This is a genomic window from Streptomyces sp. NPDC087300, assembly GCF_044744425.1.
Lineage (GTDB): Bacteria > Actinomycetota > Actinomycetes > Streptomycetales > Streptomycetaceae > Streptomyces.
In genome coordinates, this window is sequence record NZ_JBIUYI010000017.1 from 39,824 (window position 1) to 53,488 (window position 13,665).

Below are 13,665 nucleotides of genomic sequence, written 5' to 3' on the forward strand. Positions count from 1 at the left end.
GCGATGGCTTGTCGGTCAGGGCGTCCGTCAGGTGCGCGACGGATGGGTGAGCGACGAGAAGCCGGACGTGTTGCTCACCGCCAACCAGGTGGCGCACTCCTGGGCCGGCGATGCGTTCGCCGAGGACCTGGACGTGGTTGACCGGTTGCGGCTGGCCTTCGGGCTGCTGGACCTTCTGCACGACTACTGGGTAACGTGCGAGATCCGGTTCGCGAACCAGAGCGCGGAGGACCCCCTGCCGGCTGACGTGCTGTGGGACGGCTGGAGGCGGAAGGGGACGCCGAGGCCATCACCTACTCGCTGTGGGTGGACTGGTTTGAGGACCACACCACGTCCGCGACGGCCTTCGCCGAGGTCAACGGCAACGACATCGACCGAGTGGTGGCCGCGCCGTCGGAAGCCCTGCTCCGCAGGGCCCGTCGGGTCCTGGAGTGTTCAGGCCCGGTGCGCTGGACGGTGAAGGAGCCGACGTACCGCACTGCCATGCGGCTTCCCGCCCTGCACGCAGCCCTTTTCCGCGCTCTGCGGGCGAGCTTCCACGACCGTCTACGGCGACCTGGAACCGGCTGCCGCACTGGCCCTGCTCGACCGGCTGGAGCTCCCCGCGAACACCCAACACCTCACCGAACTGCGCCACGTACTCGCCGTGGGGCACAAGAACCACTACCGCAGTCCCGGCGCCTGGGACGATGCGGTGCTCTCCTGCTCCTGAGCCATGGGCCCGGCAGACCATAGACAGATGCCGACGACGTGGAGTCCGGCCACGTACAGGTAGAGGGTTGTGGCAGCGCGCCAGGCGGCCGGACTACAGCAGCTTGGAGCGTCCCGGGCCGGGGGAGGCCTGCGCTCGGCGCCCGCGGGCCAGGCCGGCCGCGCGCCGCGCCCATTTCGCGACGACGTCCTCGGGGACCGCGATGACGTTCATCGAGTCTTCGACGCTGGTGGTGCATTCGGGGCGGCTGCAGTGCACGGGGGAGACGTCGATGCCGAGCGTGGGGTAGTTCATCGTCTCGGGCGGCAGGTACTGTCCGGCGCAGCCGAGGCAGACGTAGATCTGGCGCATCGCTCTCCCTGGGTGGTGCGGTTCAGCCGAGGCCGGTGCCGTGGCAGGTCGTGCTGGGTCCTGTCCAACGGCGGACGACGGGTATCTGGTTGCCGTCCTTGTCGATCTCGACCGTGTGCTGCTCGGGTTCGGTGACGCAGTACCCCTGGCAGGCCTGGCACTTGGGCGGTTCGTCACCGGACATGGTGCCAGCATGACGGCTCGAGGGCCGCGGCGTCAGCGGTGCGGACGGATCCGGCCGACGGAACGCTCAGGCAGCGGCCCGCAGATCGGCCCACCGAGCGCCACCGCCGCTTCTCCCCGTCTCTTCGTCGGGCTTCTCCGCCGATGAGGGATCACACCCCGCAGGATCGCCCAGCCCTCCCCACTTGGCACAGCCCTCCAGCCCGAGCACAGCCCTCAACCGTCGACCGTGCTCTCGCCGGGCCGACAGGGTCGTGTGCCGATCAGGCCTTACTGCATGAAGAGTCGGTACCCCCGGGCCCGGTCGACCACGTCAGCGTCTGGCGCCCGCCGCCGTGGACCACAGCCAGACCGCGGAGCGTCGCGGTCGCCGCGCAGATGATCGACGTTGAGGGGAAGGGATTCGGCCCGCGAGGGTAATACGCAGAGTCAGGCCGTGTTGTTCTGCCTGCCAAAGGCAGGGCAGTGCTTGAGGCGGTCACGCTTCACGGAGGCCTGTGAGCCTGGCGGCAGGGACACATCGAACTGGTAGCAGGCGGGGCCCAACTCATAACGGACCACGATGCGGGTGGCATCCGGGGCGCGCTTTGCGATCCATTTCGCTCCAGCTGCGTGAGCGATCTCAGCGTCGGTCAACCGGCCGTCTTCAGCCGCCTGGCGAAGTCGGTACACGGTGAGCCCCGACTGCTTGCCGAACCTTCCCTCGCTGGAGGGCTCCGGACTCTCGAAGAAGGACGGCACGGCGATCGCGACGATCAAGCCGATGGCGATGAGTATGAGGGCGGCAGCGAGTGCGGTCACGGCGGCGCACCCGGCCACGGCCGGCCGGGGGCGCCTGGTGGTCTCGTTGGTCACTCTCTCAGGATCTCGTGTATCCGATTTCGCCGAGCCGTTTGCGCATCACTGCGGCATATCCCTTGGTGCCGGCGCTCTTCGGGTGGAACGACTGCCGCCTGATGCACTTGCCGTTGGCGGCGCCCCAAAGACAGGACAATCTCAGGAAACTCACCGTTGGCCGGCTCGCGGTGCGGGGCTACGTGGGGTGCGCTGACGCCAACAGACGTGCCCATCAAGGGCTTACTTGACTACGGGGAAGCGGAACTCCAACCCCGCCTCAGTCAGCAATACTCGGCCATAGATCGAGCTGATCGTGCTCAACACCACTGCCACCGAGAAGACCCCGAAGACACCGACCAACCACCATCCACCCGGCCCCTGCGCGGTCAAACTCATCGCCAGCATCACAGGCGCCAGTGCAACCGCCACGATGCCGTTCCGCCACCAGTACCTTCGGCGGTCATCAGAGTTGAAGCCGATCCAGACATCGGGCATGGCCACGATGCTACATACATGCACTCGGACAACGACCCGCCCGGCTCGACGACTTGTACTCCTGAGACGTTCTCACCCTTCGCGCCGCGGTAGTCCTCACGGACTGCCGCGGCGGCCAAGCGACATCAAAACTCGGGCTCTGGCCCACTTGTTGTGGGAGCTCACCAGCGGTGATGTCGGTGGCCTGTGGTGAGATGGCCGCGCTCTGGATATTTGCTGTGGAGGAGGCCGTTCTATGTCCGGTTATCCGTCGCTGACCCGCGCTCTGGCGGAGGTGCTGGTCGATGTCCTCTGGTTCGTGGAGGGGTGCGAGGACGAGCAGATGGCCCCGGATGACGCGGTGAGGGTCCTGGAAGGTGTCGCCGCTGTGGTGTCTCACCTGTCGAATGACCAGCGAAGCGAGTTTATGGACTTGCTCGGTTCGATGGCTGCGGAGGAGACAGACGTCTCGCGTCGCGAGTTCTTGAAAGGCTTCCCTGAGGGGTTCGGCCTGGTTGAGGAAGACTCCTGCGCTGCCTCCTATCGGTAGAGCAGGACCCGCTTGCGGAGGAGTTCGAATACTGCGCGGCCGAACATCTGCCGTTTGAGCATCTTGATCCGGTTGACGTGGCCTTCGACGACGCCCGAGTTCCAGGGCAGTGTGAGACCGGCGATGACCGCATCGAGGTCGCGTTCGAGGTGCTGGGCGAACCGGCTGAGGCTGGGAAGGTCGGCGGCGGCTCGGGCGGATTCGATCCACTCCGGCAGTCGCTCGCCCTGCAGCTCGGTGACCATGCAGGCGAAGGAGCGCACGTGCTCGGCGAGCGCGGTCAGGTCAGGGCCGTTGGCCAAGACCACCTTGAGCTGCATCCGGTCGCATTCAGGCAAGGCGTCGGGGTGGGTCAGGACCCAGCGTGTGACGGCCCGGGCCGATGGCGGGCGAGGGCCGACCGGTCGGGGCTTGCCGCGGAGATTTCTGCTGACGTAAGCGCGGACACCGGCGTAACCGCGGGGATAGCCCTGTTCCTTGATCTCCTCCCATAGTTTCCAGGCGTTGGTGCAGCCCTCTTGCCAATGCTGATCGAGATAGGACTTGTAGGCGTCAAGCCTGGTCGGACGGTCTTGCCACTGCCCAGTGAACATCTCCTCTGGAGTGGTGGCACGGGAGAAACGCAGGATCGTGTTGAGCGTCATGCCGAGCTGCCGGGCGACGGACCGCTTGCTGTGCCCGGTGTCAAGGAGAGCGTGGATGGTGGCGTGCTTGGCACGGGTGCGTTCGGCGAACCGGTGCCCTGCCGGCGCTGGGTCGCTCGGCGAGCCAGGCCGCGAGCGTGTCGGCCTCCCGGTCGGGCAGGAGGTCGATCGGACGACGTGTCTCGACGTCGACAAGCACCGTTCCGTAGATCTGCCCCTTGCGCTGGGCGTATTCATCCACGCCGACCACGCGCGGCGCGGCGATAGGCGGATCCGGGAGCGATGTGACCAGTCTCAGCACGGTATTGCGGCTGACCGGAGTCCCGAAGGCGTCCGTCATGCGGGCCCCAGCCCGGCCCGCGAGCGCGAGCCCGACTGAGATGAGGGTCGATCGCAGATGTTCCGTCCGCCGGCCGAACTGGCGAGTGAGCCCTGGCACCTGCTCGACGAAAGTCCTGCGTGGGCAGGACTCCTCTGCGCAGACGAATCGGTGCACTCTCAACGCCACCACGACGGACTTGCCCGCCGGTGGCACATCACGAGGAAACCGTAGATAGGAACCATGTATTCGGCCCGAGAGGCTCCCGCACGCCAAACGATAGTCCCGGACGGCGACACAGCCAGCCGCCGGACGGTGAGGTGTCCGCGGCCGCCACGAGTTCGGGCCAGGACAGGCCCGGGCTCATGAGGTGCCCGTCGTCCCGGGCAAGGAGTTCTGCCCGGTCCCAGTCTGGATGGTGGAGAACGTAGTCGATGCCGGTGTCGTCGGTGCATGTGCGGTAGACCACGTGGAGGCGGTGGTCCGCGGCGAGCGGCACGGCGAAGGCCGGCCACCAGGGCATCATGCCGCCGAGGTGGCGGGCTCGCGGCACCCCGCACGCTGGGCCGACGGCCGCGGCACACCCCTTCGACCGCTGGAGAACCGGTCCGTCGTTTCGCGGCAGAACCATCGCATCAGGGCGCGAACGGGAAGAGCTCGGCGCTGAGGGCCGGGATCGCGCGCGAGCATCCCGATTGAGGTCGCCCTTCTTCCTACGGCTTCCAGGTGCGGAGGTGGTCGGCTACCTGAGCCGCCGTGCAGCGAGGGCTGTGCAGTGCGTGGGCAAGGGCGGTGAGCTGCTCGCGGGTGGGGTTGACGGGGATGTTGCTCGCCTCGAGGTACATGACCGCGACCGCGCAGGCGACGGTCAGGTTGGCGGACTCCAGCCAGTGGCAGCGGCCCAGGGTATGGACCAGCGCGGCCGCGCGGGCGTAGGGGCCGTCGTAGACGGGGTGGTCCATGAGTTCCCCGCGGTGGCGCGCGACGGCCGCCAGGGGCACGCCGTAGTCGTCGACCGCCGGATCGTGGCGGGTGGCCCGCTGGGCGGCTTCCAGGATCCAGGATTCGTCGATGTGCAGGATCACGCCGCCGCGCCCGGGCGCGAGGCGGGGTGCGGCTGGTCCAGCTGCTGCTCCAGATCGTCCAGGAACGCGCCGTGTTCGTCGATGAGCCGCTGGGCCGCGGCCATGCCCGCGGCCCGTACCCCGGTGGTGTCCTCGATGATGAGGGACGCGACGTACTTGTTGAAGTCCACACCACGGGCGGCCGCGGCGTCTTTGCCCGCGGCGAGCACTTCAGGTTCGAGGCGGAGCTGGGTCTGCTTCTTCGTGGTCGCCATACGTAGAAGGTAGCAGGGTGGTAGCAGGCTGGGTCGGTGTTTCGACTTCGGCCGAGTCTGTCCGTTCCCGGTGTACCTGCGTCTTCCCGCCGGATCTGCCCGGTGAAGTGAGCGAGTCCCGGACGACCTGTTGTTTCCTCGCTCTGACGGAAAATCGTTGGGCGCTTCTGGAGTGTGGGGAATCATGAGGCATGCGACCGGACGACTGGTACCTCACCCAAGACGTCGACGACTTTCTCGCCCGTGCTGGAGAATTCCTGCGCTCTCGGCCGGGCCCGCACGTCATGCAGCTGACGTGGGCCGAGAGGGTGCGAGCACGTGGGCCGGAGGCGTTCGGCGCCGACGCCCCCGTCTTCGGTGTGCTGGAGCAAGCGGGCGAGGTCCGCGGCTCCTTCTTCCGCCTCCCGCCGCGTGGTATCGGCCTCTCCCCGCTCACGCCCGCGCAGGCCGACTCCCTCGCCGCCCGCCTGACCGCCCTCGGGTACTCGCTTCCCCGCGTCAGCGCGGACCACGGCACTGCCACCGCTTTCGCCGAGGCCTGGCAACGGCACACCGGGGCGATGCCGAAACTAGGCGACATTCGGCTCCGTCTGTACCGCCTGGGCGCGCTCACCACGCCGGAGCCGATGCCGGCGGGCCGGAGCCGCGGCCTGGGCGAGCAGGACCTTGAGCAAGTCATGCTCTGGTGCGGCAAGTTCGCCAAGGCCGTCGGGGAAGACGTCTCCATCGACGCCGACACGTGGGCCGACACCCGCTTCGCCGACAAGCGCTACACGCTCTGGGAGACCCCGGACGGCACTGCTGTCTCCATCGCGGGCATGAACCCGCTGATCGGCGGCCAGATCCAGGTGGACATCGTCTACACCCCGGCTCACCTGCGCGGTCGCGGTTACGCGGCCGCTGTGACGGCGGAGGTGAGCCGGGCCGCGTTGGCCGCAGGCGCGACGGACGCCGTCCTGTTCGCTGACCTGTCCAATCAAACCAGCAACGCTCTCTACGAGCGCCTCGGATATCGCGCACTCGCCGACTGGGCTGTGTATGACTTCTCGCACGTCTGCCCGCAAGCCAATTGAGGAATACGACAGAGGATGCCGGACTGTGTGGGAAGCGGACGGACACACTGTGGCGCTGGACTCCGATGGTTCTGCCACGGCTGGCCATCCTGACGGGTCTTACACCCGAAACCCTCCGGATACGGCTACCGGCGATTGCCCGGGTTGAGGCGCGCACCGCAGGTGACGTAGTTCGCTACCGCCGACGTCTCTACGTCGCCTGCTCACACTGCATGCATCGCTGCGGGATCACCATGCCTGTTCTCGCCCATCGCCCCACCGATCCCTAACTCTGTCGCAGACACGGCATTTGGGTAGACGGCAACCACCACTACGGCGTCCGCCACCTCCCAGAGCTCGCTACCGCTGAGCACCGACACCGACGGATCGATCACCGTTTCCCCGACACCTTGGAAGCAGCGACGAAGGAAGCGCAGCACCTGGTCGTGTCGAACTCGCCGACCCGCGAACGTGTGAGAAGAGCCTGGGCAGATGCTCGGACTCGGCCTCGATGGGGAGAGCGGCGTCGTCGGCCATGGAGGTAGGGCGAGCAGCCCGGGATCGACCAGGCCGTCGGTGCTCAACGGCCGTACCTCGTTCGCGGATGCCGATCGAGGCAGCGGTGTGACGTCGGGCGTTGGCGCCCGCGTCCGTGGCGGGGTTGGGATGATGTCGCACGCTGACGACCCGTGGCTGACGCCCCTGCCCGGCGTGGACCCGGCGGCGTACGGCGGTGGAGGGGCCGAGGTCCTGGGCCAGGACGACCGCGTGCTGCTCATCCGTGGGCGGCTGCCCAGGAGGCACCGAGCTCCGCGAACTTCTGACGCAGGATCGCGTGCTGCAGTGGTCAGGCCGTATGGGAGCGGGTCGCGGTGATCACGATGGGTGTGCAGGGCATGGTGGTGTGGCCGCCGAGCTTGTCGATCGCGGCCCCGGCGCCGTCCAGAATCTCCGCCATTTTGTCTGCGGGAAGTTGGGTGAGGCCGCAGAAGGTGAGGAGCTGGTCGAGTCACTCCTCTCGGGAGTAGGTGCGCTCCCAGGCGAAGCGCCACCGTTCCGGCTCGCTGAAGCTGCCGGTCTGCCGGATCCCGTCGGCGATTCTCGCGAACAGTCGCTGGTAGGCGTCCACGGCCGATCCTCTGAGAGGGCCGGGGGTGAACGGGGAATCGCGGGCGACCCGTTGGAGTGCTTCGGCGAGGGCGTCGATCACCTCGGTCGGGAGCTGGGGGACGTGGTGGAAGGGGGTCGGCCGCCGGGTCGGAGCACCTGGGCCGCCTTGGCCGCGCCGGCGACGGGGTCCACACAGCGCCAGGCGGTGCCGGCGATGACCGCGTCGAACTGCCGACCGGCCGGCTGCCAGTCCTCGAACCTGGCGACCTCGACCTCGATGCGGCCGCGTCACGCGAAGGCGGACATCCGCTCGTCGGGCTCGACACCGAGCACCGTGCAGCCGGCCGCCTGGAACTGCCGGGCCTTGATGCCGGTTCCGGCTCCGGCGTCGAGGACGTGCCGGCCGGGGCCTGCCGCGATGATCCTGTCCACCAGAACTGGAGATACGGCGGTCGGGCGCGGTCGTAGCGTTCGGCGTCCACACCGAACCACTCGGCGGTCTGCCGGTGGCGGTGGGGCTCGGGTCCGGACTTGTCCGGCTGTCCCTGCGATCAAGTGGGCATGTGCCCACGCTGATGGGCGGGCGCCCACTTGTTAAGGCGGGGCGGCGCGGAAAGGGAGACAATGCCGTCAGGGGTGCACATCCACAACGTGCGCGGCCAGTTGTTCGAAGCCGCCGAGCGCGTCCTGCTTCGGGGCGGACCCGACGCGTTGACCAGCCGGGCGATCACGGAGGAGGCGAACTGTGCCAAGGGAGTGCTGCACCGGCACTTCACCGACTTCGACGCCTTCCTGGCGGAACTGGTTCTCGACCGCGTCCGCGGCATTGAGAATCGGACGGCGACTCTGCCCGTGTACGCCGTGCAGCCGTCGGCATCGCATTCGCCGGGCGCAGCCGGGCAGCGGCCGCTGTCGTGCTCGCGGTGCCGGTGGAGGATCTCCACACTACACCGCTCCAACGCATCCGCGTGAGAACTGTCGTCCAGAGCGTCGCAGTAGGTGATGCGCAGGTGCAGCTCGGAGGGGTCACCCGGGGGCGGAAGCGACTCGATCACCGCGGCAGCCTAACCACACGCGCACCCTGCACCGCCGCGTGGGCGCCGTGAGACGTGGTCACCGGTACCGCGTCCCCGCACGGGCCGGCTTCCACAACCTCAGGATCGGGCTCATCAGACCTTCGCCGCGCAACGCCGTGGAGTTCTACAAGACTTCGACGGTCCCGGGCGGAATCGCGCCCTCGTTGGTCCAGGTGTGCTCTGGCGATGCCGACGGTGCATCGTCCTCGGCGAGTGTCAGGCTGGGCCAGGGCCCGGCGAGGACGGTGTCGTCCAGGGTGATGCCGAGGTGGTTGAGTACGAGGGCGACCGCTGGCGCCATCCCGGCGCCCCCGCCTTCGTGCGCGGCGAGCGCCTCTTGCATCCGGTCCCACCAGAGGCTGTTCTGTTCAGACCGGGTGTGCTCCATGCCGGGCTCGAAGTACTCGACGCATTCGCCGTTGCGCCAGTACTGGAAGACATCGAGTCCCTCGGTAGTCGCCACGCTGTACGTCTCAGTGCCTCGGGACAACTTGGCGAGTGTTTCTTCGTCGAAGCCGATGCCGCCTTCTTCCTCGACGCAGAAAGCCCAGTCCCCGAGCCTTCCGGCGCGAAGCAGCGAGAGCGTCCCGTCGCCGGAGTCGCCCTCGACCAGCTCTGAGGCTGTGTCCCAGTCGAGCAGGCGGGCCTGGGACGGTTCGGCCCCGTAACGGGCAAAGACTTCCTCGGGGTCGAGGCCGCGGGTGAAGGTGACGCACATCCAGGCCACCGCCCAGCGCAGCGAACGCACGTCCATTCCTGCCTTCATGTCCTGCTCCCGTAGTTCCTCGTTCATTTCCACTGCCCTGGCCGCCCCCCCCAGGCCTCCGGGCCCCGCCGTGCGCAGGGGATGGGGCGTGTTGGGAGGGGGCAGGAGATGCCGCGGCGGTGCCGACGGAGTCCCTGGGCGCCACCTGGCAGCCTAGTGCGGCGTACTCGGGACTTCCGCAGCCGAACTGCCGGCCACGACGAGGTAGACGACCGGTGGGTTTGGCTCCCCGCCGCTGCGGAGGTGGCCCGGATGGCTGCAGTGACTGCACAACGGATCAGCGTTGCTCCCCGCGCGGGAGGGCTTCCAACACGGAAAGCCCGGTGCCCACTCACGCGTAGCTACACGTGCACGGGCACGGCGCGGTGATAGTGCTCGCGCTGGCTCTCGAAGACTGGGGAGAGGACACCCGGAGACCGGCGACCAGCCGGTCTGCTCGTCCACGCTCTCCACAAGGCCTCGACGACGCGCTGGTCGGTGCGGCCCGTGCAGTCTGCAGCCGCGGTCGACCAGACCCAGTGCCGCTTCCCGGTCGAGGCCCGCATGGTCTTGCAGGACGGTCAGCGGGACGGGCCGTCCCAGCCGTCTCCCGCTCCGCCAGGAGCTATTCGTCCGTCGCGATGCCGAACGGCTCGACTGGGAGGGCAGATGCCGACGTCGATGAGGGGCTGCAGTTTCCTCCGGGCCGTACTGCCCCGCGGTGGTAGCCGAGTAGCGTCGAGGTCAGCGACGAGGAGGCTCACCGTGACCGCACAGCCTGATCATTCGGCCGACCGAACGGGCTTTCAGCCGCCGCCCATGCGGACGGTCGCAGAGCTGCGGGCGGCCCTCAGCACCTGGGCGTTCCCCGGCGACCGGGCCGCGTTCGAGGAGGAGCTGGACGGCATCGGCCTGGACGATCTCAGCGCGGTGCGCGAGCTCACCCAGGCCTACCGCAACCGCATCCGTCTGCGCTTCGACGCGCAGGCCATGGCCGCCCTCGCCCGGCCCACCGACGACGTCGAGGCCGAACTACGCCGCAAGATGGGCCAGGTGCGGTGAGCCAGGTGTTCTCCAGCGACGCCGCCGAGAAGATACTCGCGGGTGACCTCTCGCCGAGTGAGCGCGCCGCGGTCGAGAGCGTGTGCCGTGCCCTTGGGGACGCCCCGTCCCGGAACAGGCCCGCGGCTTGCCGGACGCGGACCCACGCAGCGAGTCCTACGCCATCGAACTGCTGCCGGAGGTGACCGGCGGCCGCGGCATCTCCGTGGTGTACAGGCACAGCCTGGACCTGGACGCGATCCTCATCCTGTGGCTGATCACCGGGCCATAACGGACCGGCGCCAGGGAGGCTGGCGGGGCCGAACCAGTCGGAGGCGGTGTGCTTTGACCGTTCCAGGGTGGGGTGGCCCAAGCCGCCCCGGAGTAGGGCGTCACGGTAGAGCGCACCGTGCGGGGGACGGGTGTGCCCGTGGATAGCCAGGCCCGGTAAGTTCCTCTCCCTGGGGCGATGATGAACCGTGACTGGGACGATGACAGGGGCTCCAGAACGCCGTGGACCGCGTGGACCGCGTGGACCGCGTGACGAGGTTCGCGTGGAAGGTCATGGGATCGCTCGCGGGGATTGCCGTGCTGGCGGCCGCAGGGACGTTCGTGTTCGTCCTCGCGCTGCTGGTCGCTATCGTCGCCTAGCCATGTGTCACCCGGCCTCGTAGCGATGAGCCCGTCCGGCGCGCCACTGCGCCCACGGCGCACTGTCCACCGAAACCGGAACCAAACACTGGTCCGCGAAGGTCAGCGGTCCCCTGGCCAACTCACCGATCAGCGCCGACGGCATCGTCTACTACGCGGCCCGGAACGGCACGGTGTACGCCTTCGACGCGAGCAGCGGCCAAGCAATCTGGACCCGCACCGTCGGTGCAGAGGTGCCGCGGGGCGCCGTGGTCGGCGACGGAGTCGTCATCGTCGCCGCGAAGAAGGACACGCCTATCGCAGACGAGGGGACCCTGTACGCACTGCGCCCCTACGGCTCGTAAGCCACAGCCTGCTCCAAAACGAATCGGCGGGGATCCGGGCACCCCCTGATCAGGGCGGCGCAGTGCAGCCGTGGGGTCAACCGTCGTGCACAACGGGCCAACCAGAATCCTCAAGGGCCGCCTATCCTGCTCGGTCACACCTGTGACCGAGCGCCGTAGATGGCCTGGGCGGACAACCTCGATGCACAGTGTGGTGGCGGGCAAGGTCACAGCAACGCAGCGATGCCCTCTCGGTTGTCGGGCAGCCCGGCCGCACGGAACCACAACACGTTCCCGCCGATGCCTCCCGTCGCCTCGTCGGTGTCCACGAATGCCCGCAACAGGTCGCGTTGGGCGCGGGAGAGCGGATGGGCCGGGTCGTAGCCGCCGTCAAAGGCTCTGAGCAGGATCGGCCCGCGCTCGAAGTCGACGACCGACGTGTCCCCTGCGGCCACGACAGCGACCGCCACCGGTGCCACCTCTTCGAAGGTTTCGGCCAGGGCGAGCGCGGAGCGCAGCACGGTGAACCGGAACCACCCGTCGAGCCCTGGCAGTGGCTCGGGGAACCAGCCGTCCGTCGTTCGCGGGTCCCGCAGCGCGTCGAGGAGGACAGCGAGAGCCCGCGGGCGATCGCGACGGACAGGACCGAGCGCGGCGCATACCCGCACGGCCGGGTCGGTGTCGGCGAGCAGGTCGGAAGTGTCCATTCCCCACACACTTAGGGCTCGTGCCGCACTCGCTCGCTCCCGTCGTTCCATCCCGGCACCCAACTGGACGCGCAGCAGCGCGGCGGCGCGCGGTGCCCGGTCGGCAAGCTTCGGGGCGGACAGAAGCGGCACTGCGGCACCGAGCGCGGCTTCACGGTCGTGAGGGTCCGGCGCGGACAGGTGCGGTTCAACGGCGTCATACAGGGCCGGGCGTATGGCCCGGCACGCGGACAGGGCGGCAAGTTCTTCCGGGTCGCGCTCGCCTCGCGTTTCGTCGTGCCAGGGCTCCCAATCCCACTTGACTCGGTCCCGCTCGGGATTTCCCCCATAGGCAGCCGACTCGGCCAACTGCCCCAGCCAGCTGAGCAGGGCGGACCGCAGGCTGCGGGCAGGGCCCTCGTCCCACGGAAAGTACCCCTCGTGCTCGGCGAGACCCACGGGGTGCTCGAGGATCGCGGCGACGAACAGCGCCGCGGGCGCGGTGACCGTGTACAGCGAGCCCTGGTGCAGCACGGCCATGTCCAACGCGGCCAACGCCTGGGACCGCGCTTCGGGGTCCTCGTCCACGAGAGAACACAGGGAGCCGGGTATGTCTCCGGCGGGGCCGTAGGCGTGTCGGAGGGAATCCCAGTCGGTCGCCAGGAGCAGCTCCCGGGCCGCCGCTGGCAATCCGCTCAGGATCCGGCCCACGCGCGCGCTCTCGCCGTCCGGGCCCGTCGGGAGGGGCGATGCGAAGTCGGCCGCCATCACCGCTCGTTGCCCGTGCCGGAGTGGAGCACAGATGCCGCGATCTCCTGCACACGGGACAGGGGTATGCCTGTGCGCTGTTCGACGGCGAGGAGGTGGTCAGTGGGCTCGAGCTCGACGAACGGGCGCTCACCGACCGGCCGTGTGTGGACGTGCGTCTTGAGGTTCAAGGTCGTGGCCGGGTAGGCGGCCAGGTCTGTGGTGAGCCAGCCGAAGTACGGCTTCTCGGTCTCCCGGCCAGCGGTGTTCCACAGGTCAGCTGCCCTGGAGAAATTCTCGCGGCTGAGCGAGACCAGGCGCCCCAGGAGAACACGTCATCGGTTCCGATGACCGGCATCTCGATCAAGCCCACGACGAAAGGGTGCTGCCCCCGGATCACGCACCGGTCCGACGAGAGTGAGCAGTCGTCGGCATCGGCGAAGGCGGTATCCCACATGGCCGGGACCGTAGCCGTGTAGCTCATCGGCAGCTCAGGGTGACGGGCCCCGCAGCCCGCGCGGGTGAACCCGAGATCACTGGTCATGGGGCCGGAGCCTAGCGACGGGATCCAATACCGCAACGTGACTTCCGCCGCGGCGGCGCCGTGCACGTCGACCGGCCGCGCACATCGTGCCCGGCCTGCTCTCCGCCGCGCTGCTCCTGGCCAAGCTCAGCTGATCGTTCGAGGCCTGGCCTGGCCTGCGGCTGAGGCGAGACCGGCCCCTGTTCCTCAGGTCTGGTGCGCGTCGGCTGTTCGCCGCAGGTTTGTCGGCGGTGTGCCTTCGGCGCCATCGAAGCGGATCGTGCGGCCGCAGAGGTCCGCCA

At 68.6% G+C, this 13,665-nt stretch carries 17 protein-coding genes and 3 pseudogenes; 7 read left to right on the top strand and 13 right to left on the bottom strand.

Going from position 1 to position 13,665, the window contains the following annotated elements:
* Positions 1-293: 293 nt before the first annotated feature.
* From ACIO9J_RS41240 to ACIO9J_RS41260, 5 genes are all read right to left on the bottom strand, one after another.
* Positions 294-485, bottom strand: coding sequence for a hypothetical protein (locus ACIO9J_RS41240; RefSeq protein ID WP_402010612.1), 192 nt, complete (start codon positions 483-485; stop codon positions 294-296).
* Positions 486-805: 320 nt separating this feature from the next.
* Positions 806-1,063, bottom strand: coding sequence for a hypothetical protein (locus tag ACIO9J_RS41245; protein ID WP_402010613.1), 258 nt, complete (start codon positions 1,061-1,063; stop codon positions 806-808).
* A gap of 22 nt (positions 1,064-1,085) precedes the next feature.
* A complete protein-coding gene (locus tag ACIO9J_RS41250; RefSeq protein WP_402010615.1) occupies positions 1,086-1,247 on the bottom strand; it encodes a hypothetical protein in 162 nt (53 codons plus the stop codon).
* Between the two features lie 428 nt (positions 1,248-1,675).
* A complete protein-coding gene (locus ACIO9J_RS41255) occupies positions 1,676-2,101 on the bottom strand; it encodes a hypothetical protein (protein WP_402010617.1) in 426 nt (141 codons plus the stop codon).
* Between the two features lie 222 nt (positions 2,102-2,323).
* Positions 2,324-2,578 (bottom strand): hypothetical protein, encoded by a 255-nt coding sequence (locus tag ACIO9J_RS41260; protein WP_402010619.1) that lies wholly within the window; start codon positions 2,576-2,578, stop codon positions 2,324-2,326.
* 235 nt (positions 2,579-2,813) lie between these two features.
* Between ACIO9J_RS41260 and ACIO9J_RS41265 the strand changes: the two genes are divergently transcribed.
* A complete protein-coding gene (locus ACIO9J_RS41265; protein ID WP_402010621.1) occupies positions 2,814-3,107 on the top strand; it encodes a hypothetical protein in 294 nt (97 codons plus the stop codon).
* Here the strand turns inward: ACIO9J_RS41265 and ACIO9J_RS41270 are convergent.
* The 4 genes from ACIO9J_RS41270 to ACIO9J_RS41285 all read right to left on the bottom strand — a co-directional run bounded on the left by ACIO9J_RS41270 (position 3,098) and on the right by ACIO9J_RS41285 (position 5,409).
* Positions 3,098-3,751 (bottom strand): transposase, encoded by a 654-nt coding sequence (locus ACIO9J_RS41270; protein WP_402010622.1) that lies wholly within the window; start codon positions 3,749-3,751, stop codon positions 3,098-3,100. The two genes, ACIO9J_RS41265 and ACIO9J_RS41270, sit on opposite strands and share 10 nt — an antisense overlap.
* A gap of 40 nt (positions 3,752-3,791) precedes the next feature.
* Entirely contained in the window at positions 3,792-4,091 is a 300-nt protein-coding gene (locus ACIO9J_RS41275; protein ID WP_402010624.1) for a transposase, read from the bottom strand.
* Between the two features lie 692 nt (positions 4,092-4,783).
* A complete protein-coding gene (locus tag ACIO9J_RS41280) occupies positions 4,784-5,155 on the bottom strand; it encodes a fic family toxin-antitoxin system, toxin component (RefSeq protein WP_402010626.1) in 372 nt (123 codons plus the stop codon).
* The gene (locus tag ACIO9J_RS41285; protein WP_402010627.1) at positions 5,152-5,409 is read right to left on the bottom strand and encodes a hypothetical protein; all 258 of its coding nucleotides are present in this window, start codon (positions 5,407-5,409) and stop codon (positions 5,152-5,154) included. The genes ACIO9J_RS41280 and ACIO9J_RS41285 overlap by 4 nt, the downstream gene beginning before the upstream one ends.
* A gap of 191 nt (positions 5,410-5,600) precedes the next feature.
* Here ACIO9J_RS41285 and ACIO9J_RS41290 point away from each other — a divergent pair, with 191 nt between their 5' ends.
* Complete coding sequence (locus tag ACIO9J_RS41290; protein ID WP_402010629.1) at positions 5,601-6,482, top strand: GNAT family N-acetyltransferase; 882 nt, start codon at positions 5,601-5,603, stop codon at positions 6,480-6,482.
* 826 nt (positions 6,483-7,308) lie between these two features.
* Here ACIO9J_RS41290 and ACIO9J_RS41295 read toward each other — a convergent pair.
* Positions 7,309-8,053: pseudogene (locus tag ACIO9J_RS41295) on the bottom strand (class I SAM-dependent methyltransferase).
* Between the two features lie 142 nt (positions 8,054-8,195).
* Here ACIO9J_RS41295 and ACIO9J_RS41300 point away from each other — a divergent pair.
* Positions 8,196-8,420: pseudogene (locus tag ACIO9J_RS41300) on the top strand (TetR/AcrR family transcriptional regulator); the annotation flags it as partial.
* A gap of 351 nt (positions 8,421-8,771) precedes the next feature.
* On the opposite strand, the gene ACIO9J_RS41305 reads toward ACIO9J_RS41300, so the two are convergent.
* Positions 8,772-9,440, bottom strand: a complete 669-nt coding sequence (locus ACIO9J_RS41305; protein ID WP_402010631.1) for a DUF6461 domain-containing protein — start codon at positions 9,438-9,440, stop codon at positions 8,772-8,774.
* Between the two features lie 771 nt (positions 9,441-10,211).
* On the opposite strand from ACIO9J_RS41305, the gene ACIO9J_RS41310 reads away from it, so the two are divergent.
* The 4 genes from ACIO9J_RS41310 (at position 10,212) to ACIO9J_RS41325 (ending at position 11,428) form a co-directional block, all read left to right on the top strand.
* Positions 10,212-10,454, top strand: coding sequence for a hypothetical protein (locus tag ACIO9J_RS41310; protein WP_402010633.1), 243 nt, complete (start codon positions 10,212-10,214; stop codon positions 10,452-10,454).
* A gap of 127 nt (positions 10,455-10,581) precedes the next feature.
* Positions 10,582-10,725, top strand: a complete 144-nt coding sequence (locus tag ACIO9J_RS41315) for a hypothetical protein (protein WP_402010634.1) — start codon at positions 10,582-10,584, stop codon at positions 10,723-10,725.
* A gap of 230 nt (positions 10,726-10,955) precedes the next feature.
* Positions 10,956-11,084: a hypothetical protein gene (locus ACIO9J_RS41320; RefSeq protein ID WP_402010636.1), complete on the top strand. Its 129-nt coding sequence runs from the start codon at positions 10,956-10,958 to the stop codon at positions 11,082-11,084.
* Positions 11,085-11,146: 62 nt separating this feature from the next.
* A complete protein-coding gene (locus tag ACIO9J_RS41325; protein WP_402010705.1) occupies positions 11,147-11,428 on the top strand; it encodes a PQQ-binding-like beta-propeller repeat protein in 282 nt (93 codons plus the stop codon).
* 206 nt (positions 11,429-11,634) lie between these two features.
* On the opposite strand, the gene ACIO9J_RS41330 is transcribed toward ACIO9J_RS41325, so the two are convergent.
* Together ACIO9J_RS41330 and ACIO9J_RS41335 are read right to left on the bottom strand one after the other, a co-directional pair.
* Positions 11,635-12,861 (bottom strand): hypothetical protein, encoded by a 1,227-nt coding sequence (locus ACIO9J_RS41330; RefSeq protein ID WP_402010638.1) that lies wholly within the window; start codon positions 12,859-12,861, stop codon positions 11,635-11,637.
* A pseudogene (locus ACIO9J_RS41335) lies at positions 12,861-13,384 on the bottom strand (DUF2199 domain-containing protein). The gene ACIO9J_RS41330 and the pseudogene ACIO9J_RS41335 overlap by 1 nt, the downstream one beginning before the upstream one ends.
* Between the last annotated feature and the right edge of the window lie 281 nt (positions 13,385-13,665).

Excerpts from the sequence above, each read along its gene's own strand:
- ACIO9J_RS41240 (WP_402010612.1), bottom strand. The coding sequence starts at position 485 with ATGGCAGTGCGGTACGTCGGCTCCTTCACCGTCCAGCGCACCGGGCCT.
- ACIO9J_RS41245 (WP_402010613.1), bottom strand. The coding sequence starts at position 1,063 with ATGCGCCAGATCTACGTCTGCCTCGGCTGCGCCGGACAGTACCTGCCG.
- ACIO9J_RS41250 (WP_402010615.1), bottom strand. The coding sequence starts at position 1,247 with ATGTCCGGTGACGAACCGCCCAAGTGCCAGGCCTGCCAGGGGTACTGC.
- ACIO9J_RS41260 (WP_402010619.1), bottom strand. The coding sequence starts at position 2,578 with ATGCCCGATGTCTGGATCGGCTTCAACTCTGATGACCGCCGAAGGTAC.
- ACIO9J_RS41265 (WP_402010621.1), top strand. The coding sequence starts at position 2,814 with ATGTCCGGTTATCCGTCGCTGACCCGCGCTCTGGCGGAGGTGCTGGTC.
- ACIO9J_RS41270 (WP_402010622.1), bottom strand. The coding sequence starts at position 3,751 with ATGACGCTCAACACGATCCTGCGTTTCTCCCGTGCCACCACTCCAGAG.
- ACIO9J_RS41275 (WP_402010624.1), bottom strand. The coding sequence starts at position 4,091 with ATGACGGACGCCTTCGGGACTCCGGTCAGCCGCAATACCGTGCTGAGA.
- ACIO9J_RS41285 (WP_402010627.1), bottom strand. The coding sequence starts at position 5,409 with ATGGCGACCACGAAGAAGCAGACCCAGCTCCGCCTCGAACCTGAAGTG.
- ACIO9J_RS41290 (WP_402010629.1), top strand. The coding sequence starts at position 5,601 with ATGCGACCGGACGACTGGTACCTCACCCAAGACGTCGACGACTTTCTC.
- ACIO9J_RS41305 (WP_402010631.1), bottom strand. The coding sequence starts at position 9,440 with ATGAACGAGGAACTACGGGAGCAGGACATGAAGGCAGGAATGGACGTG.
- ACIO9J_RS41310 (WP_402010633.1), top strand. The coding sequence starts at position 10,212 with ATGCGGACGGTCGCAGAGCTGCGGGCGGCCCTCAGCACCTGGGCGTTC.
- ACIO9J_RS41330 (WP_402010638.1), bottom strand. The coding sequence starts at position 12,861 with ATGGCGGCCGACTTCGCATCGCCCCTCCCGACGGGCCCGGACGGCGAG.